At 48.4% G+C, this 20,569-nt stretch carries 23 protein-coding genes; 16 read left to right on the top strand and 7 right to left on the bottom strand.

Annotation, left to right across the window (positions count from 1 at the left end):
* Positions 1 to 23: 23 nt before the first annotated feature.
* Positions 24 to 1,421, top strand: a complete 1,398-nt coding sequence (locus KNO72_RS04730; RefSeq protein ID WP_078147074.1) for an MATE family efflux transporter — start codon at positions 24 to 26, stop codon at positions 1,419 to 1,421.
* Here KNO72_RS04730 and KNO72_RS04725 read toward each other — a convergent pair whose 3' ends face one another.
* Positions 1,422 to 2,285, bottom strand: a complete 864-nt coding sequence (locus KNO72_RS04725; RefSeq protein ID WP_012726528.1) for a DMT family transporter — start codon at positions 2,283 to 2,285, stop codon at positions 1,422 to 1,424.
* Positions 2,286 to 2,484: 199 nt separating this feature from the next.
* On the opposite strand from KNO72_RS04725, the gene KNO72_RS04720 reads away from it, so the two are divergent.
* Entirely contained in the window at positions 2,485 to 4,611 is a 2,127-nt protein-coding gene (locus tag KNO72_RS04720; protein WP_214757392.1) for a DNA topoisomerase III, read from the top strand.
* A 14-nt stretch (positions 4,612 to 4,625) separates the two neighbouring features.
* Here KNO72_RS04720 and ytzI read toward each other — a convergent pair whose 3' ends face one another.
* Positions 4,626 to 4,817: a YtzI protein gene (ytzI, locus tag KNO72_RS04715; RefSeq protein ID WP_078147072.1), complete on the bottom strand. Its 192-nt coding sequence runs from the start codon at positions 4,815 to 4,817 to the stop codon at positions 4,626 to 4,628.
* A gap of 144 nt (positions 4,818 to 4,961) precedes the next feature.
* On the opposite strand from ytzI, the gene KNO72_RS04710 reads away from it, so the two are divergent.
* Positions 4,962 to 6,074 (top strand): PP2C family protein-serine/threonine phosphatase, encoded by a 1,113-nt coding sequence (locus tag KNO72_RS04710; protein ID WP_074036772.1) that lies wholly within the window; start codon positions 4,962 to 4,964, stop codon positions 6,072 to 6,074.
* A gap of 37 nt (positions 6,075 to 6,111) precedes the next feature.
* On the opposite strand, the gene KNO72_RS04705 is transcribed toward KNO72_RS04710, so the two are convergent.
* Positions 6,112 to 7,047: a magnesium transporter CorA family protein gene (locus tag KNO72_RS04705; protein WP_012726524.1), complete on the bottom strand. Its 936-nt coding sequence runs from the start codon at positions 7,045 to 7,047 to the stop codon at positions 6,112 to 6,114.
* A gap of 156 nt (positions 7,048 to 7,203) precedes the next feature.
* On the opposite strand from KNO72_RS04705, the gene KNO72_RS04700 reads away from it, so the two are divergent.
* Complete coding sequence (locus KNO72_RS04700) at positions 7,204 to 7,566, top strand: Hpt domain-containing protein (RefSeq protein WP_031423399.1); 363 nt, start codon at positions 7,204 to 7,206, stop codon at positions 7,564 to 7,566.
* Between the two features lie 35 nt (positions 7,567 to 7,601).
* Here the strand turns inward: KNO72_RS04700 and KNO72_RS04695 are convergent, their stop codons facing one another.
* Positions 7,602 to 8,483 carry a chemotaxis protein CheV gene (locus tag KNO72_RS04695; protein ID WP_078147069.1) on the bottom strand — a complete coding sequence of 294 codons (882 nt, stop codon included), beginning with the start codon at positions 8,481 to 8,483 and terminating at the stop codon, positions 7,602 to 7,604.
* A 222-nt stretch (positions 8,484 to 8,705) separates the two neighbouring features.
* Between KNO72_RS04695 and KNO72_RS04690 the strand changes: the two genes are divergently transcribed.
* The 9 genes from KNO72_RS04690 (at position 8,706) to KNO72_RS04650 (ending at position 16,999) form a co-directional block, all read left to right on the top strand.
* A complete protein-coding gene (locus tag KNO72_RS04690) occupies positions 8,706 to 10,142 on the top strand; it encodes an NADP-dependent glyceraldehyde-3-phosphate dehydrogenase (RefSeq protein ID WP_214757390.1) in 1,437 nt (478 codons plus the stop codon).
* A gap of 107 nt (positions 10,143 to 10,249) precedes the next feature.
* Complete coding sequence (locus KNO72_RS04685; protein ID WP_031423403.1) at positions 10,250 to 11,224, top strand: MBL fold metallo-hydrolase; 975 nt, start codon at positions 10,250 to 10,252, stop codon at positions 11,222 to 11,224.
* Positions 11,221 to 11,964, top strand: coding sequence for an SDR family NAD(P)-dependent oxidoreductase (locus tag KNO72_RS04680; protein ID WP_214684065.1), 744 nt, complete (start codon positions 11,221 to 11,223; stop codon positions 11,962 to 11,964). The genes KNO72_RS04685 and KNO72_RS04680 overlap by 4 nt, the downstream gene beginning before the upstream one ends.
* A gap of 14 nt (positions 11,965 to 11,978) precedes the next feature.
* Positions 11,979 to 13,154, top strand: a complete 1,176-nt coding sequence (locus KNO72_RS04675) for an ABC transporter substrate-binding protein (RefSeq protein WP_214684066.1) — start codon at positions 11,979 to 11,981, stop codon at positions 13,152 to 13,154.
* Positions 13,141 to 13,914, top strand: coding sequence for an ABC transporter permease subunit (locus KNO72_RS04670; RefSeq protein ID WP_214757388.1), 774 nt, complete (start codon positions 13,141 to 13,143; stop codon positions 13,912 to 13,914). Before KNO72_RS04675 ends, KNO72_RS04670 begins: the two co-directional genes overlap by 14 nt.
* Positions 13,911 to 14,618 carry an ABC transporter permease subunit gene (locus KNO72_RS04665; RefSeq protein WP_078147064.1) on the top strand — a complete coding sequence of 236 codons (708 nt, stop codon included), beginning with the start codon at positions 13,911 to 13,913 and terminating at the stop codon, positions 14,616 to 14,618. The genes KNO72_RS04670 and KNO72_RS04665 overlap by 4 nt, the downstream gene beginning before the upstream one ends.
* A complete protein-coding gene (locus tag KNO72_RS04660; RefSeq protein ID WP_078147063.1) occupies positions 14,615 to 15,493 on the top strand; it encodes an ABC transporter ATP-binding protein in 879 nt (292 codons plus the stop codon). Before KNO72_RS04665 ends, KNO72_RS04660 begins: the two co-directional genes overlap by 4 nt.
* Position 15,494: 1 nt before the next feature.
* Positions 15,495 to 16,076, top strand: a complete 582-nt coding sequence (locus KNO72_RS04655; protein ID WP_012726514.1) for a CDP-alcohol phosphatidyltransferase family protein — start codon at positions 15,495 to 15,497, stop codon at positions 16,074 to 16,076.
* Positions 16,073 to 16,999 carry an NAD(P)/FAD-dependent oxidoreductase gene (locus KNO72_RS04650; protein WP_214757386.1) on the top strand — a complete coding sequence of 309 codons (927 nt, stop codon included), beginning with the start codon at positions 16,073 to 16,075 and terminating at the stop codon, positions 16,997 to 16,999. The genes KNO72_RS04655 and KNO72_RS04650 overlap by 4 nt, the downstream gene beginning before the upstream one ends.
* 16 nt (positions 17,000 to 17,015) lie before the next feature.
* Here the strand turns inward: KNO72_RS04650 and KNO72_RS04645 are convergent, their stop codons facing one another.
* The gene (locus KNO72_RS04645) at positions 17,016 to 17,369 is read right to left on the bottom strand and encodes a hypothetical protein (protein ID WP_214757384.1); all 354 of its coding nucleotides are present in this window, start codon (positions 17,367 to 17,369) and stop codon (positions 17,016 to 17,018) included.
* A 101-nt stretch (positions 17,370 to 17,470) separates the two neighbouring features.
* Positions 17,471 to 17,785, bottom strand: a complete 315-nt coding sequence (locus KNO72_RS04640) for a thioredoxin family protein (protein ID WP_214757382.1) — start codon at positions 17,783 to 17,785, stop codon at positions 17,471 to 17,473.
* A gap of 123 nt (positions 17,786 to 17,908) precedes the next feature.
* Here KNO72_RS04640 and KNO72_RS04635 point away from each other — a divergent pair, with 123 nt between their 5' ends.
* Positions 17,909 to 18,457: a PadR family transcriptional regulator gene (locus KNO72_RS04635; protein ID WP_078147060.1), complete on the top strand. Its 549-nt coding sequence runs from the start codon at positions 17,909 to 17,911 to the stop codon at positions 18,455 to 18,457.
* 5 nt (positions 18,458 to 18,462) lie between these two features.
* On the opposite strand, the gene KNO72_RS04630 is transcribed toward KNO72_RS04635, so the two are convergent.
* A complete protein-coding gene (locus KNO72_RS04630) occupies positions 18,463 to 19,293 on the bottom strand; it encodes an aldo/keto reductase (RefSeq protein WP_214757380.1) in 831 nt (276 codons plus the stop codon).
* A gap of 72 nt (positions 19,294 to 19,365) precedes the next feature.
* Between KNO72_RS04630 and KNO72_RS04625 the strand changes: the two genes are divergently transcribed.
* On the top strand, positions 19,366 to 19,896 hold the full coding sequence (locus tag KNO72_RS04625; RefSeq protein ID WP_078147058.1) for an NUDIX hydrolase: 531 nt from the start codon (positions 19,366 to 19,368) through the stop codon (positions 19,894 to 19,896).
* 112 nt (positions 19,897 to 20,008) lie between these two features.
* A complete protein-coding gene (fur, locus tag KNO72_RS04620; protein WP_012726507.1) occupies positions 20,009 to 20,488 on the top strand; it encodes a ferric iron uptake transcriptional regulator in 480 nt (159 codons plus the stop codon).
* Positions 20,489 to 20,569: the final 81 nt, after the last annotated feature.

Genomic DNA, 20,569 nt, shown 5'->3' with positions numbered 1-20,569 from the left:
AGTAGAGACGGAGGGATGGAAGAATGAACCAAAATACGGAGCAATTACGGACTGAGCCCATCGGCAGACTCCTCTTCAAGTTATCGCTTCCGGCGATGATTGGGATGCTCGTGACGGCGCTCTACAATATCATTGATACGATTTTTGTCGCCCGAGGGATCGGTGCATCGGCAGTCGCTGCCATCGGGATTGCGTTCCCGATTCAAATGATTTTAATGGCCGTGTCGAGTGCCGTGGGACTGGGTGGGGCGTCTATCAGTTCGAGGAAGCTCGGACGCGGTGACGATGCCGGTGCAGCCGTTACATTCTTGAACGTACTTGTCCTCGTCGGTCTGTTTGCGGCACTTGCGGTCAGTTCTGCTTTCTTTATGTTAGATGACATTTTAAAAGTGTTCGGTGCGACGACCGAAATCATGGATCTCAGCCGACAGTACTTATCAGTTGTCTTGATCAGCTCACCATTCTTCATGTTCACACTCGCTTCGAGTGCGATGGTTCGTGCTGAAGGACAGGCACCTTATCAAATGAAGGTCATGCTGACGACCGTTCTCGTCAACCTCGTGACGACCCCGCTCTTCATTTTCACGTTCGACTGGGGCATGTACGGGGCAGCGACTTCGACGGCACTCGCCCAAGTCATCGGTTCCGTATTGATGCTGCGCTTCTTCTTCGCCCGAAAACCAAAAACGGAACTGCGCTTCAAGTGGCGTCAGTTCCGGATTCGATTCGATGAGATAAAAGAAATCATGGCAATCGGTTCGTCTTCGTTCATCATGATGGTGTCCCAATCCATTTTATTCGTTGGTGTCAACGTGATGCTCGGTACGTACGGCGGGACCGAAGAATTGGCCATTTTCGCCATTATCAACAAGTTCATGGCGCTCGTCGGTATGCCAATCATGGGAATCGTCCAAGGGATGCAACCAATCGTTGGATATAACTACGGTGCAGAGCGATTCGACCGAATGCGTGAAACCATTTGGACGGCGATGCGGGCCGGGATTGCGATTGCTGTCATCATTTGGTTGATTCTACAGCTATTCCCGCAAACGCTCATGGGCTGGTTCTCGACGGATGAGGCGCTCATTGCTGGAGGTGTGACGGCGATTCACATTCTGTTCGCCGTTTCTTTCCTTCCGAGTGTGCAGATGCTCGTCAATGGAATCTATCAGTCCCTCGGGAAAGCGCGAGTCGCCATGTTCTTGTCCCTGTCACGTCAGACGCTTTACACGATACCGCTCGTCTTCATTCTCCCATCGTTCCTCGGGGTGTTCGGCGTCTGGTTGGCATTCCCAATCGCTGATGCGATGACATTTTTGACGGCAGTCGCCCTGGCATTCTGGGACCGTAAATTATTGTTCCGTCCTTCAGAAGAAGATAAAGAAGCACATGATGTAAATCCGAAAGCGACAAACTTATAATCAAACGTCCGCTCGTGTCGAGCGGGCGTCTTCTTTTAGGAACAAGTATATCCCGCCGAGGAGGACGATCGCACCGACCCATTGGAACGGTCCGAGTCGCTCTCCGAAGAAGGCGTATCCAAACAGCATTCCCCACAATGCTTCTCCAAGAATCGTGATACTGACGACGGTCGCACTGACACGGGCAAGCGCATAGTTGAAGAGGTTGTGCCCGAGGATTGTCGGGAAGAAAGCGAGCGCAAGGAAGTACCACCAGTTGATGGATTCAAAGGCAGTGAACGTCGTGCCACGAACGAGCAACATGAAGCAAAGCACGACCGTCGCAACGAGATATACACTAAAAGAGTATGTATTCGTGTTCATCGAGGCTCGTACATGCTGTCCGACGAGCCAATATCCTGCAATCAATAGGGCGGCAATCAAGGCGAGTAGGTCTCCGAAGAGGGCTTCACGGCCGAGTTGAATATCCCCCGCGGCGACGAGCATGCCCCCGAGGACAGCAACGAGCGCGAAGGCCAGTCCCTTTCGAGTCGGATTCTTTTTAAAGATGAGTGCATTCCCGATCAACACAAAAATTGGACTCGATGTGACAAACAGTGTGGAGCTGGCGACCGTCGTGTAATCGAGTGACAAGAACCAAAGCCAAAAGTGAAAGGCCAGTAACGTTCCGCTAAGGAGTAGAGCATAACGTGTCATAAGGCGCGTGGTGATCAGTGATTTGAAATCGACAAACGGTAGCAACATGAGACACGTGAAAAGCATTCGGTAAAATGCGGCAGTCTCGGCAGGTGCCGACGTCCATTTGACGAAGAGGACGCTCGTCGATAAGAAAAAGACAGCGGCGAATAAGATAAGATAAGACATGGCGACACTCCTTCACAGTTGTACTTCTCTGTTAATGATATCGCAAAACAGCCACGAGGCAAGACATGATTCAAAAAGAGCAAACAAATGCTCCCCTCTCGATGTGTCCATCCTCGACTTGATATAGTAAAATACATAGTAGAAGCTAGCCAATCATGTACGTCTTGCCATTATGTAGAAGGCGAAGTAAGGAGTTCTTATGAGACTAATCATTGCGGAAAAGCCATCACAAGCTCAAAAGTTGGCTGCTCCCTATCCATCTAAAAAGCGAAAAGACGAGATTGAAATCTCACCTTGTCCCCGTTTCCCTGAGGGGGCGATTGTCGTATGGGCCGTCGGTCACCTTTGTGAACTTCAAGAACCGTCGCACTATCGTCCGGAATGGAAGTCATGGAAGTACGAGGCGCTTCCAATCGTCCCAGAACGATTTGATTATCGAATTTCAAAAGGGAAGTCGAAACCGTTCTATGCCATCAAAAAATGGCTCCATGACCGCTCGATTACCGATGTCATCATCGCATCAGATGCCGAACGGGAAGGAGAAGCGATCGTTCGTCTGATCCTCCGACTCGCAGGTAACAAAAAACCACTTGCTCGACTATGGATTTCGAGTCTGACGGAGCAAGCAGTCGATCGAGGATTCTCGCAACTGTTGCCAGGTGAACAGACGATTCCATACTACCATGAGGCGATGAGTCGCGCCTGTGCGGACTGGCTCGTTGGGATGAACGCCTCACGTGCCTATACGACATTGTTGAAGACGATTGGGATTGAAGACGTCTTCTCGCTCGGTCGTGTACAAACCCCGACGCTTGCCTTAATCGTCAATCGCGAACGAGAAATTAAACAATTCGTACCAGAACCATACTTTGAGGTCGAGGCGACACTTGCAAAAGGTCGAGGCACGTTCAAAGCGAAGTATACGTTTGGAAAGACAACGAAGCTCAAAACGCGTGAGGAAGCCGATGCGGTCGTCAAACGTGCATCTGGAACCGCGATTGTGAAGACAATCGATAAGGAAGAAAAAATCGAACAACCCCCATTTTGGTTCAGTCTATCCGGACTTCAGGCAGAGGCAGGGAAACGATTCGGATTCGGGGCGAAAAAGACGCTTGATATCGCTCAAAAGTTATATACGAAAGGGTGGATCAGTTACCCTCGGACCGATTCAGGATTTGTCACACCCGATGAGGCGACGTTATTTCCACAGACAAAGGCAAGACTGCTAAAGTCCGACGCCTATGCAGGACTTCGTGACCTGTTGACTGAGGACCCGTCGAAAAATCGACGCTATGTCAATGCCAAGAAAGTCAGTGACCACTACGCGATCATCCCGACGGAGGCGTGTGGTGACGTCACTCGACTCGGTGGGGATGAGGCGAAGCTATATGATTTGATCAATCGACGTTTCCTTGCGGCCTTTGCACCCGCAGCGATGCTCGAGAAGACAACGGTCGATTTGATTGATGGAGGCGACTTGTATCGCGCGAAAGGAACTGTCGTTGTGAGTCCTGGCTATCGACAAGTCGTGGAGATGAAATCAAAAGATGTCGAGCTTCCTGAGCTGACGGTCGGTGAAGAATTAAAAGAGAAGAAAGTTGAAGTGTTGTCGAAACAGACAGAGCCACCGAAGCGATATACGGAGGGCGCGCTCATTATGGCGATGAAAGTCGCAGGGAAACAACTTGATGACGAAGAGCTGATTCATATCATGAAAGAAGTAGAGGGTCTTGGGACCGAGGCGACACGTGCCAACATCATCGATGGATTGAAAAAGCGAGGCTATGTCCAACTTCAGAAAAAAGAGCTCGTTCCTACAGACAAAGGGCGCCTGTTGATCGATGTCCTCGGAGACAGTATTTTGGCCTCGCCCGTCATGACAGCGAAATGGGAGAAACGTCTCCATGAAATCGGTCAAGCATCGGCCTCCGCTGCTGAATTTATTGAACAAGCGAAGAAGATGTCCGTTCATTTGGTCGAAGAAGCGAAATCGCGAGTAGAAGCGGCTAATCCTGAGGGCTATACGATTGAAGCGAAGCGTTATGGAAAGAAAGGAACGACTCGACCGAAGGCATCATTTGGTATCTGTCCGAATTGTGGAAAAGGGCTCGTCGAACATCCGAAGTTCATCGGCTGTAGTGGATATCGTGAAGGATGTCGCTTCACCGTATCCAAACAGGTGCTCGGCGTCGGACTCGTCAAAGATGAGTTGAAGCAAATGATCAATGGAGGGCAATCGAACGTCCATACGTTCAAAAAAGGAGACAAGACGTTCAATGCCTCATTGTATTTAGAGAAGGGTACACTCCGATTTGAATTCAAATAAAAAAGGGTCGCGCATTAGAGCGGCCCTTCTTTCTTGTCAGTCTTGTCTCTTTTCTTGTCGTCTTCAATGCGACGATTGATTTCGTCATAGTCGAGGACGATGTCATCTTTATTGTCTTTATAGGCGTATCCTTTTTGGATGACGACGATGGATGCGATGAGGACGAGTAAGATGATTAAACCGCTGACGGCAAATATCCAGGCCATATGAACCCCTCACTTTCTTTCTTCAGTATGCCAAACAATGGACAGGTTCTTCAACTAGAATGAACAGACGGTTATGTCGTGTGTGAATGAAAAGATATGGTACAATACGATATAGATTAATACGTAAAGAAGGAAGGGATAGTCATGGCGATTTTGATTGTGGACGATGAACCGGTCAATACGCTCGTACTCGAGCAACTGCTTCACCAGCACGACTATGAGACGGTATCGGTCTCGAGCGGGGAAGAAGCGCTCGACTTACTGATGGCCCCACAAGCTGCATCGCTGTATGATCTCGTCCTGTTGGATGTCGAAATGCCTGGAATTTCAGGAATCGAGACGTGCAAGCGGATTCGGCAGATGGCTGACTTTGAAGAGTTGCCGGTCATCATGGTATCCGGACGAACGGAAGAGAAGCAGATTGCCGAGGGGCTCGACGCGGAGGCGTCAGATTACACGACCAAACCGATCAAAATAACAGAATTACTTGCAAGAATCCGTTCTGCTCTCCGTTATAAGGCGGCTGTTGATGAACGGAAAATTTATGAGGCCCGTCTTCAGTATGATTTGGACCTCGCCCAGAAGATTCAACAAAGCGCGCTTACGCCACCAATCAGTAATGAAGAGATTGATGTTCGGGCGCTCTATCTGCCTTCTAAAAAATTGGCTGGGGACATGTACGCATGGTTTCAGGTCGCTCCGGACCGATACGGGGTCATCATCTTTGATGTCATGGGACACGGGGTCTCATCGGCGCTCATCACGATGGGGATCCGTTCCATCCTACCGGGGCTTGTCGGGAACGTGCAGTACCCGGTAGACGTCATGACGGAGTTGAACCGTCAGATGACGTTCCTCTTCTCTGGTGACGATATGCACAGCTACTTCACGGCGGTCTATTGTTACATCGACACGACAAAGCGTCGAATCGAATATGTGAATGCAGGCCATCCCCCTGTGATCGTGACGTCAGAAGAAGGAAACTGTCGTCTTGAGACGACAGGGGTACCAGTCGGTATGTTCGAGGAACCGAATTATGAGTCGAAAGAGATTGACATCACACCGAATATGACGCTTCACATGTATACGGATGGACTCATGGAGTGTTACAGCAAAGATATCGATGATGGGATTCGCTGGCTAGAGAAGGACGTTTCCACATACGGTTTGGACTATAGTCGTCACGTCGCTGAACAGCTTGTGCCAAAGATTGAGATTGAAGACGACCTGTGTCTCGTCACGGTCAAAATCACATGAAGAGAGCCTGACGCAACGTGCGTCAGGCTCTTTTTTGCTAGAAATATCGCTTTCGCCAAAGGATATAGAAGGCGAGACCGGAAAATCCAATCATCATCGTGATGGCCATGATGAATCCGAACGGTTGTCCTTCCCATGGAACTTGAACGTTCATCCCGAAAATTCCAGATATCATTGTCGGGATACTGAGGACAATCGTGATGGATGCCAAGAATTTCATGACGAAGTTGACGTTGTTCGAAATGATGGATCCGAATGCTTCCATCTTGATGCTGATGATGTCGTTATAAATCGATGCCATTTCCATCGCTTGACGGTGTTCGACAAAAACGTCTTCGAGTAGTTCTTCGTCCTCTTCATGCTTCTCCAAACTCGGTGTCTTGACGATGCGGTCTAAGACGCTATCGTTCGCTTTTAAAGAGGTCATGAAGTAGACGAGAGATTTTTGAAGGTTCATCAACTGGAAAATCTCTTGGTTTCGCATCGAACGCTGCAACTCTTGCTCGAGTTCGTCCATTCTTCGGTCGATTTGGCGCAAGAAACGCAAATACGTCATACTCACCCGATGTAAAATCTGAAAGACGAAGCGACTTCGGTAGTTCGTTCGGAACAGTCTTGCCTTTCCGTTAGCGAACAAATTCAACACGTCGAGATCTCGCGAGCAGACGGTGATGAAATGTCGTCCGGTCACGATGATACCGAGCGGGATGGTATTATACGTGCGACCTGTATCATCTTCCTCCACATACGGAACGTCGATGATCATGAGAAGTCCTTCATCATCTTTTTCAAAACGTGGTTTCTCTTCAATATCAAGTGGGTCATATACAAAGTCTTCTGGAATGCCGGACGCCTCGATGACTTGATCGGCCTCATCTTTTGTCGGATTCACGAGTTGAATCCAGCTTCCTTTATCAAAGTCTTCGATTTCATCCACATGGCCTGATGCGTCAGTACGGTAAATCGTCAGCATGCATCTTCCTCCTACCTTAACTCAATCTTATTATAGGTAGCCAAAATGAAGAGTGCAATCCAAAGCAGGAGATTTTTTGTTTTCTCCCGAAAACGTGTTACAGTGAGAGGGAACGATTGGAATATCGTTTATTGAGGAGGGGTTACATTGACTAGAATGCCCGAAGACGCTCTGTTCAATGAAGAAAAACTAGCAGAGCTCCACCAAATCGCAAACGGAAACATGGATTTTTTAAATAAAATTGCAACCACATATATCCAGCAGTTCGAGGCGAAGTATCCTGAACTGCAATCGGCAGTCGAGGCGAAAGACTATTCTCGTGTCGAGCAACTCGCCCATTTATTAAAAGGGGCCTCCTATTCAGTTGGTCTAGAACAGACGGCCCTTCTTTTCCACGACCTCGAAGTGGCTGGAGAAAACGCACATCTAGACGGAGCGAACGAAACGTTGGCAACCATCGAATCGCATAGTAAGCGATTTTTAAGCGAGTGGAATACGCATTTCGAACAATTCACATAAAAAAGTTTGCGACCGAGATGTCGCAAACTTTTTTATTATCCTACAAATTCATCAAGCGTCGCAATCAACATTCCGATTTCCGGTTTCGTGATTTGAGCGTTTGCACCGACGGCTTCCCCTTTATGTTTCAAGTCATCCGAGATGAGTGACGAGAAGATGATGATTGGAAGCGTTGCATAGCGGTCCATCTCACGGAGGCGCTTCGTTAAATGAAGTCCATCCATCTGTGGCATCTCAATGTCGGTGATGAGGAGGTCGCATTCGACGTCTTCTTGTTCAAACGCATCGAGTGCCTCTTTCCCGTTATTGAAGACTGTTGTATTGAAGTATCCCGCGTCATCCAACGTGTCGAGAATCAGTGTGCGGAGCATCTCTGAATCTTCAGCAATCCAAATATTCTTGTTCGAGCGCTCACGAGCACCGAGTCGCTTCACAGATTCGCGAGCCATGATGTCTTTACGTGACAATTCGAGCGCGATTCGCTCGTAGTCGAGCAAGATGATCATCTGGTCACCTGTTTTGACGACACCGTTCGTGATGCCTTGAACACCACGTGCGAGATCGGACGGCGTGTCAATCTGCTCCCAAGAGATGCGTTTAATCTCGGTTACCTGGTCGACCCGAAGAACCGACTTCTCACCGTTGAACTCGCAGACAATCAAACGATCATCACTTCCGACTTCACGAGGATGGCTGATGACCATCGGAAGATCGATCACGGTCATGACCTCACCGCGCAACTCGATTAACCCCATGATGGCTTCCGGTGTACCTGGGAGTGGCGTCAATGGAAGCATCGTGATAATTTCACGTACTTTCATGACATTGATGCCGAACAAGAACGGTCCAGCTTGGAAAATCACGATTTCAAGTTCGTTCGTTCCTGCTTCAAGTAAAATATTATGATCAGTGCTCAATGGTAGTCCCTCCTATTTCACGTACTCTCATCTTTACTATCGGTATCCGATCGATAAATCTACAGTAAAAATAGTGTCAACTCTCATCAGAATTCACAAAAAGTTTCATAGTAACCGTTTACATCTCATAAACTGAATCGTTATAGTTGTCCAATGGAAAAAAATCTGCATACAATGGGGTTGGCAACGAGATATTACAGCTTACTCAGGAGGCAGATAGAGATGATGAGTATGAACACATATCCATATTTATTGAATGGTCAATGGCAGGAATCTTCAAGCAACGAAACGATTGAACTCGTTTCACCATATAAAGACGAAGTCGTAGGTCGCGTTCAAGCGATGTCACGCGATGAAGTCGATGAAGCCATCCATGGCGCAAAACGTGCACAACAAGAATGGGCGGCGCTTCCGGTCAACAAGCGCGCTGAATTATTGTATGCATGGGCAGAAAAACTCGAAGAACGCGTGGATGAGATTGGTCAAATCATCATGCAAGAAGTCGGGAAAAACTTGAACGACGCGAAGAAGGAAGTCGTGCGGACGGCGGAAATTATTCGTTATACGGCTGAAGAAGGAATTCGCTTCAATGGCGGCTTCATGCAAGGCGATTCATTCCCAGGTGGCTCGAAAAACAAGATGGCCATCATCAAGAAAGAAGCGCTCGGTGTCGTCCTCGCGATTTCACCGTTCAACTACCCGGTAAACTTGGCAGCTGCTAAGATTGCGCCGGCGCTCGTCACAGGAAATGCGGTAGTCTTCAAACCAGCAACGCAAGGTGCAATCAGTGGGATCAAGATGGTCGAGGCTCTTCACGATGCCGGTCTTCCAAAAGGTCTGTTGAACCTCGTGACAGGTCGCGGTTCGGTCATCGGTGACTACTTGACATCACACCCAGGGATCGACATGATCACGTTCACAGGTGGAACGGGTACGGGTCAACACTTGTCACAGCAAGCGTCGATGGTACCGGTCGTACTCGAACTCGGCGGGAAAGACCCAGCCCTCGTTTTAGAGGATGCAGACTTGACGTTAGCAGCTGACCAAATTGTCAGCGGAGCGTTCTCATATTCAGGTCAACGTTGTACAGCAATCAAGCGCGTCTTCGTCCTTGAAAATCAAGCGGATGAGCTCGTCGATATGTTGAGAGAACGTGTCGCAAAACTTTCAGTCGGTTCACCGGAAGAGAACAGCTTCATCGTTCCTTTAGTTGATGCGAAGACGACGGATTACGTACAAGGATTGATTGACGACGCCGTCACTAAAAAAGCAACGGTCGTTTACGGCAATAAGCGTGAAGGAAACTTGCTTCACCCGACATTGCTTGATCACGTGACGACAGATATGCGTGTCGCATGGGAAGAACCGTTCGGACCGGTCCTCCCGGTCATCCGTGTGAAATCACTCGACGAGATGATCACACTCACGAATGAATCGGAGTTTGGTCTTCAGGCGAGCGTCTTCACACAAAACGTCAATAGCGCCTTCACGGTCGCTGATAAGTTAGAAGTCGGTACGGTCCAAGTGAACGGACGGACAGAACGCGGTCCAGACCACTTCCCATTCATCGGTGTCAAGCAATCGGGACTCGGCGTTCAAGGAATCGGACGTAGCCTTGAGACGATGACACGTGATAAAGTGACGGTCATCAACCTATAATATGGATCATTCATGAGGGAGAGACATCTCCCTCTTTTTGTTTGATTGAAAACGCATCTTTCAGACGGGTATAATGGAGAAAGACAGGAAGAAGGGGTGGTGATGACGTGGCGGACTGGATTTCTAGCCAACTGGCAAGACTCGATATCCCGACACCGTTCGAAGTCGGGAACGTGAACGTATATATCGTTGAACATATGAACCGCTTCTTCATGGTCGATTGTGGACCAGACACAGAAGAGGCGTGGACCTCGTTGAACCGTCAACTTGAAGAGCTTGAACTCTCGTTGGCGGATATCGACTTTTTATTTTTGACACATCATCATGCTGATCATGCCGGACAAGCATGGCGTCTTCGCGACGCATCCATCCCCGTGTACGGGCATGAAAAGCTCGTTCGATACTTAGAGCAAACCCCAAACTTTTTGAAGCGTGGTAATCACTTTTTACATGAATTGGCCGTCTCGTTCGGGGCACCGGCTCCACTTGTGGAAAAATTACCAGACTATCGCGAAGCGCTTCGCTGGATTGGACCGACGACTGTCACGATGACGTTCGGGGACGGGCAAGCGTTAACGTCGGATGGGGCGTGGCAGACAATCCATCTGCCTGGACATGCGAGTGACCAGCTCGGGTTGATTGGTCCCGGAGGAGTCTTGATTGCCGGAGATCACCTCATCGATAAGGTCGAACCAAATCCGCTCATCGAACAGCCGTATGATGACGAAGGATTTGCATCACCCGTCATTCTCTATATCGATTCGCTTAAAAAATTACGTGGGATTGATTTAAAGCTCGTCGTCAGTGGACACGGTGAACCGATTCACCATCCGAATGATTTAATCGAGAGTCGAATTCGCCAACGGTATGAGCGCAGTGAACAATTGCTTGCCGAATGGGAAGATGGACTTAGCGTTTTTGATTGGTCAATGAAGTTATATGGACGAAAGATGCGACGTGGGATGCCGCTCGTCTTCAGTGAAGTGTTTGCACGACTCAGTTTACTCGAGGAACGTGGCGACATCGAGAGACGTCGAGATGATCAAAAATGGATTTATACGAAGAAAGAAGTGATGTCGTGAAAAGAGTAGTCATTACTGGTGCGTCAAGCGGGCTCGGTGCCGCATTGGCGCATTCTTTTTATGAATATGGATACAACGTATTGTTGATTGGAAGAAATGAAGAACGGTTAAAAAAGATTGCCGCAACATGTGAAGGGGATTGGATGTGCGCGGATGTCGCAAAGTCAACCGCTCTCGTTCATGATGTGAGCGAACGGTTCGGGAAATTTGACGTATGGGTCAACAATGCAGGCATGGCCGAATTTGATTTTGTGACCAATCAGTCGACGGATGTGATAGAAGAAACGATGCGTGTGAACGCTCTCGCACCGATGCTGTTATCGCGAGATGTCGCCCGAGTGATGGAGCGAGAGGGTATCATCGTCAACATCTGTTCACAGGCTGCGAAAGTACCGACACCTAAGTCAGCCGTCTACGCAGGGTCAAAGGCGGCACTTTTACAGTTTTCGAACGCGCTCAGGCTAGAGTTGAAGCCCCGTGGCATTCACGTCATGACGGTCAATCCAGGACCGATTGCAACGCCGTTCTTTAATCGAGCTGATAAAAGTGGTACATATGCTGAAAGTGTTCAAAGGATCATGCTTGACCCGAAACGATTGGCTGATGCGATTGTCAGAGGAAGTCGTAAGCGAAAACGCGAAATCAATGCGCCATGGTGGATGAACGTAGGGGCGAATGTGTATGCAATCTGTCCAACCATGTTCGAAATGCTCGCAAAAAGGGGATTTGAGAAAAAGTAAAAAGGGGGATTAAGATGAGGAAATGGAGAGTACTGCTCGCAACTGTCATGCTCACATTCGTGGCAGCGTGTGGGAGTGAACAGGCAGTTGAGTTTTCGGACTCGTTTGAAAAAGCAGCAACAACGGCAGAAGGGTCGACCGTCAACCTATATATGTGGGGTGGGGACGAGGGCATCAACAGCTACATCGATGACTACGTGGCACCTCGTCTCGAGGAATCTTACAATGTCGAATTGAACCGTGTCGCAATGGATACGGCAGAATTCATCCGACAATTATCACTCGATAAGAAAGCGGACAGACAAGTCGGGACGATTGATGCCGTCTGGATCAATGGCGACAATTTCCGAAATGCGAAAGAGGCAGGTCTTCTTCGAGACGGATTGATGGAGCGTGTCCCGAACGCCGATTTATTAAACGAAACGGCCCAACAATCAGATGCCGGCACCCCGACAGAGGACTTGGAGCTCGCATGGGGGAATGTACAATTCATCTTGCATTACGATGCAGCGAAAGTGGACAATCCTCCTCAATCGTTTGAGGAACTACGTCGCTGGACTGAAGACAATCCAGGTCGTTTCACGTATCCTGAAGTCACAGATTTCACGGGGAATGCCTTCGTCCGCCATCTATTATATGCACGATATGGTGACGAGTTGGACCAAAAAGCGACCATTGAGGATTCGTTCTGGGACGACTTGAAAGCGTGGTCTCCGAATTTGTGGAAAGACGGACAAACGTATCCAAAGACGCTCGAACAACTCGATCAGCTCTATGCATCAGGAGAAGTTTGGATGACGATGGGATTTAACGAACGCCGAGCCGAGGCGGAAGTGACGGAAGGAATCTTCCCGAAAGAGACACGCGCGCTCGTCCTCGATCACTCCATTGCCTCGACACACTTCTTAGCAGTCCCGTTCAATGCCCCGAATCCAGATGGGGCGCTCGTTCTTCTCCAAGAACTGTTGTCTCCTGAAGCACAGCTCGTCAAACAAGGACCAGACTATTGGGGAGATGGAACATCACTCGACTTAACGAAGCTTGACGTGAATGACCAACGCGCGTTTGAAGAACTAGGGGAGGGTGTCACGTACCCGGACTCGGAGCAATTGCTCGAACGTTCGATTCCGGATTATGGACCGAATGTGATTGACATCGTCCGTGAGGAGTGGCCGCGTGTTGCGAAGTAGTGTTGCGGTGACGATCATGGTATCCCTTCTCCCGCTCGCTGCCCTCGTCTTTCTCGGCATAGAGGCAACGGGAACGGATTGGGGCTCGCTTTTGACAGATGAGACGTGGCGCGATAGTTTCGTCACGACGCTTTATGTCGTTAGCGTGTCGACCATGTTATCGCTTGTAATCGGGACATGGCTTGCAAGAACGGTCGTCCGAAAAAATTGGCGTTTCCTATCATCTGTACTCCGACTTCCGATGTTTGTTCCTCACATCGCTGCTGCATATCTGTTTTGGCTATTGTTCAGTGGGACGAACGGCATCGGATGGATTGAGGCGAACGAACGAGACTATGTCACGGTCATCCTGACCTACATATGGAAGGAGACGCCGTTCGTCTTTTTAATGATGCTCGGGACATATGAGCAATTGAATCGGGGTTACGTCGAGATGGCGAAGACGCTCCAACTCTCTCCGTTTGACCAGTTCAAACATGGGGAGTTGCCGTTTTTGATTAAACCATTGCTCGACTCGACCTGGATTTTAATTGCTTTCATCTCATTTGCGTATGAGGTTCCGGCACTGCTCGGTGTGACATACCCGAAACTAATCGGTGTCCTCGCATACGAACGACTGTCGACGGGACTCTATTTGGAGGCGACAGAGCCTTATGCGGTCGCCCTCATGTGGACATGTTTTGTCGGAATCGGCGTATTCCTATCTTACGTATTGACCGCATCCATACGACGACGAATTGAACGTGGGGTGAGACGATGATTCGACAAGGGATTCTCATCTGTTTGACGTTCATACCGTTTATCAGCCTCTTCTTCGTAGTCCCGACATTTGAAATCGAGAACAACATGGCAATCGTTCATACGATAGGATTGATTGTGATTTTATCTGGGATCAATGTATGGCTCTCGATGATGTGTGCCTGGTGGCTATTGTGGATAGATTCTAGATGGAAACATGTCATCGAATGGCTCGTCTTTTTACCATTGTTCATTCCGATGCTGGCAACATTGTTTGGCCTCTATCTGATCTTGGCGGAAGCTGGTCTGATTGGGACGTATGTCGGCGTCACCCTTGCCCTGCTCGTCGTGACGATTCCCTATTCAATCCGCCTCGCCTACAACGGAATGGCGGTCATCGGTCGACCACTTTTGGAACAAGCTCGGATTCTGCCATCGAGACGGCGAGTCATGTACGTGCTGTATCCGCTCTTTTCTAGATTGATGCGGACCATCGCGTTGTTCACGACCGTCATTTTGCTCAGTCAATTCGCGCTGATCCAGTTGATTGGTGCGGGATTGATTCCGACCGTGATGACAGAATTGTATCAATCTTATGCGGGAAACAATCGTGGTCTCGCTCTCTCGAACACATGGATGCTCATCCTATTCCCCGTTCTCCTCTATTTTCTGCTCTCAGGATGGGATCGGTATATGGTGCGTATGCTGAAAGGACGTCTTCAATGAGTTTGAATGTACAAAATCTATATAAACAATTTGGAACGAAACAAATACTAAATGGTGTCGACTTCGAGGTTAAACCTCACGACATTCACGCAATCATCGGTGTGAGTGGTTCAGGGAAATCGACGATTCTACGAATCATCGCAGGTCTTGAGTCGACTGACAGCGGCGACGTGAAATGGAATCACCGTTCTTTAATCCCTATCCCTGCGCATAAACGGCGCGTGACGATGCTATCGCAAACGGCTTTATTGTTCCCACATTTGACAGTCGGAGAGAATGTCACGCTCGTGACTCGAGAGCGTTCTCGTAAGCAAGCCGAACATTGGCTACGAGTCGTTCAACTCGGTGACCGATATGATGCCGAGATACACGAACTGTCTGGTGGCGAACAACAACGGGTCAGTCTTGCCCGAGCTTTAGCGGCTGAACCAGAACTACTGTTATTAGATGAACCCTTTACAAACCTTGATCCCAAACTCAAGCTCGACTTGCAGCGTTTTATCCGGGACTTAGTGAAAGAACTCAACTTGACGGCGGTATTGGTCACTCATGATCGGGAAGAAGCGATGCTCATGGCAGACCAGGTGACGCTGATTGATGAAGGCAAGGTGACACGTACGGGGACGGTTGCGGAGTTATACGATACGGCCCCTGGATTCGGTGACTTTGTCATGCTCGATGGAGAACTGCGACCGTTGTCTGAAGTGGAGGTATCCGAAGCGACTGGTGTGTCGGTTCAGTTGATGAAGAAAATTTATCGATTCGGTCAATGTTTCGGGGAATATCAGTTCAAGGATGGACGATCCGTCATGTTACCGACGTGTGAAACGTACCAAACTGGAATGATTTATCGAATTAAACGAAAGGAGGAATAGTATGCTCGATACATACGGAAGTCGTTACGTTCAACCGGTCATCGAGCGTGGAGCGAATCGATTGCTCAAATGGAATTTCACGCCGAACGAAGTGACAGTACTTGGAGGAATCATCGGAATCTCGACCGGAATCTTTATCTATAATGATATGCACTGGACTGCCGTCATCTTACTGTGGCTATCTGGCTTGTTTGATGTTTTAGATGGGACGATGGCTCGAAAGTCGAAAACGAGTGGGTTTGGAACGGTGCTTGACCTCGTCTTGGACCGATTCGTCGAATTGTCGGTCGTGATTGCCCTTGCCCTTCGTTACCCGGAATATATGCCTATTTTTCTCATTCTGATTGCTTCATTTGTGATCGCCATGACACTGTTCCTAGCTGTCGGTGCGAGTAGTTCAAAGCGCTCAGAGAAGACGTTTTACTATCAGCCAGGAATTATCGAGCGAACAGAGTGCTTCATTTTGTTCACGTTGATGATTCTCTTCCCGAACTGGGTCGGCGGGATTGCTCTTATCTTTTTATTGCTTGAAGTCATGACAATCACACAACGATTCATTGAGGCACGGAGGATTTTGCGATGAAACCGAAGTTGGTGTTGGCCGGACTTGGACACGGACAGCTAGAAATTCTCGATCGTATTGAGGAGATATGCAAACATTATGATGTTCGCTTCATCGGAGACTGCCAGACGATTTATACAGGTGCGTTTCCACAAGTGATTGCCGGGCTCATGGATTCAGCTACGGTCCGATCACCTCAACTAGAGCCGGTCGCAAAGCGGGTGCTCTCGATTGACCCGATTCAGCAGACGGTTCAAACAGAAAACGGAATGTTTGAATACGATCAACTCGTTTTAGCCACCGGTGCGAAAAGTCGGGGAATCGGCACGCCACTTAAACCGATGTCACAAGCTTTACTCGACCAAATCGAATCGAGTTCACAAGTGACCATCGTCGGAGGCGGGAAGGCCGGCGTAGAATTGGCGTTCACGTGTGCTCGTACAAAGAATGTGACGCTGTATGCAAAAGAGATATTACCAGACGTCTCGGTCCATACTAGAAAGCACATCGAGCGATTGTTAGTCAGAACAGGGGTCATGGTCGTCAAACAGGCGTATCATGCAGACGCATCGGAAGGGCTCTTATTGGATGCGACGGGGGTTGTTCCCGTGGGATGGTGGGCCGAATCAGGGCTTGCAAAACCTGAGAGTTTTATAGAGGTAGACAAATATTTACGTCATCATCATTTTACAAATATATATGTAACAGGAGATATGGCATCCTCCTTAAATGGAGGCGTCGATGCTGTTAGGTCAGGGCGCTATGTCGGCAAACGGTTACTTAAGGAAACAAGTCGACCATTTCGGAGACGTCAATCGATGAATATCTTACTAACGACACCAGGGCGCGCCTTGCTGACCTATGGATGGTTTACATGGCATGGTCGGATTCCATATTATATGAAGCGCTCGATTGACTCGCGGTATGTTCGGCATTACAAGTAGTTGGGGGTTCGAACCGTTATTCGCTTAAAAGATGGCCAATCACGTCGTTCGATTTCGGTTCAACGAGTACTTGTGGAATCTCGACCGTGCGCTGTGGATCAGGGGGGAACGTGACGAGCCAGGCACGTGTTCCTTCAAAACGTGAATCAATTAAGTCATAACGATTATCGACTATGATGGATTGAATCGTAGCTTGTCTCCCGTTTTCATCGGCAGGTAGCCAATCCATACTGTTGAGATAGGTCACTGCACTTTTGATGATTGCCGTTTCTTCATCAGATTGTATGGATGGTGAGGTAGATGGTTGTATGCAGCCGACCAACATCATGATGGTGAAACAGAGTGGGGTGAAGAGGCGTATAAGCATCATGTTCATTCCCCTTTCTTATTTGGTTATTTCTTACAGTATAATTGAGGATGACAGAGGTGTGTGCAAAAATTCCTGCAGTCGAATGGGCTGCAGGAATCAGGTCATGCTTGGATCGTATCGAGGAATGAACGGATTTGCATCTCCGTCTTGGCGTTCGCCGAGTGGAGGTGTTCTTGTTTTACCCCGTCTTTATAATAAAGAAGTGAAGGGATGCCGCGAACTTCTTGCGCATCAGATAGTTCTGGGAGTTCGTCGCGGTCGACGACGTGCCAGTTAAATTGTGGATAGTCTTTGACGAGCTCATCGACATACATGTCTAGACGTTTACAGTCCGGGCACCATGATGTAGTGAAGACCACCATTCCGTGATCTTTTGTGGCTTCGTTAAATTGTTGTGATGAATGAATCGGTTGCATAGACAACTCTCCTTTCTTCTATCTATTTTGTCGGGTTTTTAACGGGTCGTCAACAGATTGGCATTCTCGAAACCGTTTGAGAATGTGATACACTAATAAAAATAGCATGAGAAGGAAAAGGTGATGGATATGGCGTTACGTCACGCATTGCTCGGGTTATTGACCCATCAGCCTGCGACCGGGTATGCCTTGAACGCGACGTTCAAGGCACAGATGATTCATTTTTGGAACGCCCATCATACACAGATTTATCGGGAACTGTTAAAGATGGAAGAAGAAGCACTCGTTTCGGCGGAACATGTCTCACAACAGGAGTTGCCAGACAAAAAAATCTACTCCATCACGGATCAAGGACGTGAGGAGTTAATCAATTGGTTACGTCAACCAACGTCGTTCCAACCGAAAATGAAGGATGAAAACCTCCTGCGTGTCAGTCTGCTTCAATTGTTGCCGGTTGAAGAAGCGGTCCGATATATCGAAGAGACAAAGGCACACCATGAGCAGGTCGCACAACAGATTCGAATGTTTCAAGAAGAACATCAATCGGACGAGGATACACTTGGCTATTTGCTGACGAGCGAGTATGCGATCCGAATGATGGAGAACTATGCCGGATGGGCGGATTGGGCGATCGAACAGATTCAAGCACGCAACGAAAAACACGTGACCTGAGCGGATCAGGTCACGTGTTTTGTGTATGGGTGAACCGGTAAACGAGCGAGTAAGCGATCAAGCACTTCATCATCGGTTTTGGTCTCAAATGAACGAATCGTTTCGTTCAATTGCTTGACTGAAGAGGCGCCTGGTAAGACGACGTCACAGAACCGTTTTGCAGCTTCGAGTGCATAGGCTTGAATCGGTGTCGGGATCATCGCCAATTCACTTGCGAGTTCCTCTTTTCGCCACGCCTCAAATCCCTTATCTCCAAGACGCGTCTCCCATTCATCCGTTAATAGGCCTTTGGCAAGAACCCCTCGGCCAACGATGGGGATCGAGACGTCGAGCGTCTCTGCCCGGCGGTCGAGTAGTGAATACGGCGTCATGAGAACATCGAGTGCACCGGATTTGACCCAATGGTTGATGACGTTCGGTCGAATCGACGAGAGTCCGATTTGTCGGATGAGACCGTCACGCTTTTGTTTTTGCGCCCATTCAATCGTTGCGTCGAGATTGTCCTCGAGCGTACCACCGTGAATATAATATAAATCTAGATAATCGGTTCGCAATCGCTCGAGCGATCCGTGTAACGCTTCCTCTAAGTACGACGGATTAGGATTCCAACGCATCCCGTCCTCAGTCAGTTCGTTTCCACCTTTACTCGCTAAAAAGAGCTGTTTTCGTTCCTGACCTAACGTTTCCCCGATTACGCGCTCGACAGCTCGTCGTGCATAGACATCTGCTGTATCGATATGGCGAATCCCCGATTGAATGGCCGTCTCTAGGATCTTCTTCGCCTCAATCTCCCCATGTTTCAAAATGGTCATCGTTCCGAGTCCGAGTTCACTCATATGGATTCCTCCTTGTTCGAAATGTTGGTTTGACTCATAATCAGAGTATATCGAAAAGTGAGGAGTAATCATATGGAAGAAAAAACGATTGAGCGGGAAGTCATCTATAAAGGCAAGATTTTCGATGTGGAAAAGCATGTCGTCTCCCTTCCGAATGGAAACACGTCTGTGCGAGAACTCGTCTATCACAATGGAGCTGTTGCCGTGCTCGTCATCGATGAATCGGACAAAATTGTCATGGTAGAGCAGTATCGAAAAGCGTTTGAATCGATGTCGCTTGAAATCCCAGCAGGCAAACTTGAAAAAGGGGAAGAACCGGTATCGAGTGCCGAACGTGAGTTGGCTGAAGAGACCGGATATACGGCGGAGTCGCTCGAAAAGATTTTTTCTTTCTACGGAGCCCCGGGTTTTTGCAGTGAGCGAGTCGATGTGTTTGTCGCGAAAGGATTATCAGCGGGCGAGATGAACCTTGACGAAGATGAGTTTTTAAATGTGAAACGATATTCTTTTGAAGAGGCGGTTGATTTGTTAGACAGAGGTGTCATCACCGATGCGAAGACAATCATGGCGATTCAATGGTGGCAATTGTCTAGATTAAAATAATTCTAATCTGAAATTTTATATGGTAAACTTACATAGTAATGATTTTAAATTGAAAATTGATTAAAACTTCGGTATGCTTTGTGTAGTGAACTATGTAAAGAGGGGGCGCCTTATGGAAACGCGAATTGAACGAATTAAACAGCAATTGAGCGCCAAAGGATATAAATTGACACCGCAACGTGAATCGACGGTTCGCATCTTACTTGAGAATGAGAGTGACCATTTGAGTGCCGAGAACGTCTTTATGCTCGTCAAGAGCATCGCACCAGAGATTGGACTCGCCACGGTATATCGCACACTTGAGTTATTGACTGAACTCGGTGTTGTCGACAAAGTCAACTTCGGTGACGGGGTCGCACGCTTTGACTTGCGCCCAGAAGGAGCGAATCATTCGCACCACCATCTCGTCTGTGTCGAATGCGGATCGGTCGAGGAAATCATGGAAGACTTGCTCGTCGATGTTGAGAAAAAAGTCGAGAGTAAATACGAATTTTTGATTAAAGACCATCGCTTGACGTTTCACGGCATCTGTAAAGTATGCCAAGCAAAAGGCGTCACACTCGAAGGTCATAAAGCAGTCATCAACGGTTAATGCAGAAAGGACAGACGACCCCAACAGGTCATCTGTCCTTTTTCAATGTGTGATAGATCGCTCATATATTTAAGTCGCTTG

Source organism: Exiguobacterium sp. s123 (genome assembly GCF_018617075.1).
GTDB classification, from domain to species: domain Bacteria; phylum Bacillota; class Bacilli; order Exiguobacteriales; family Exiguobacteriaceae; genus Exiguobacterium; species Exiguobacterium profundum.
Note: the sequence above shows the minus strand (reverse complement) of the source record. Positions and strands in the feature narration are given on the sequence as shown.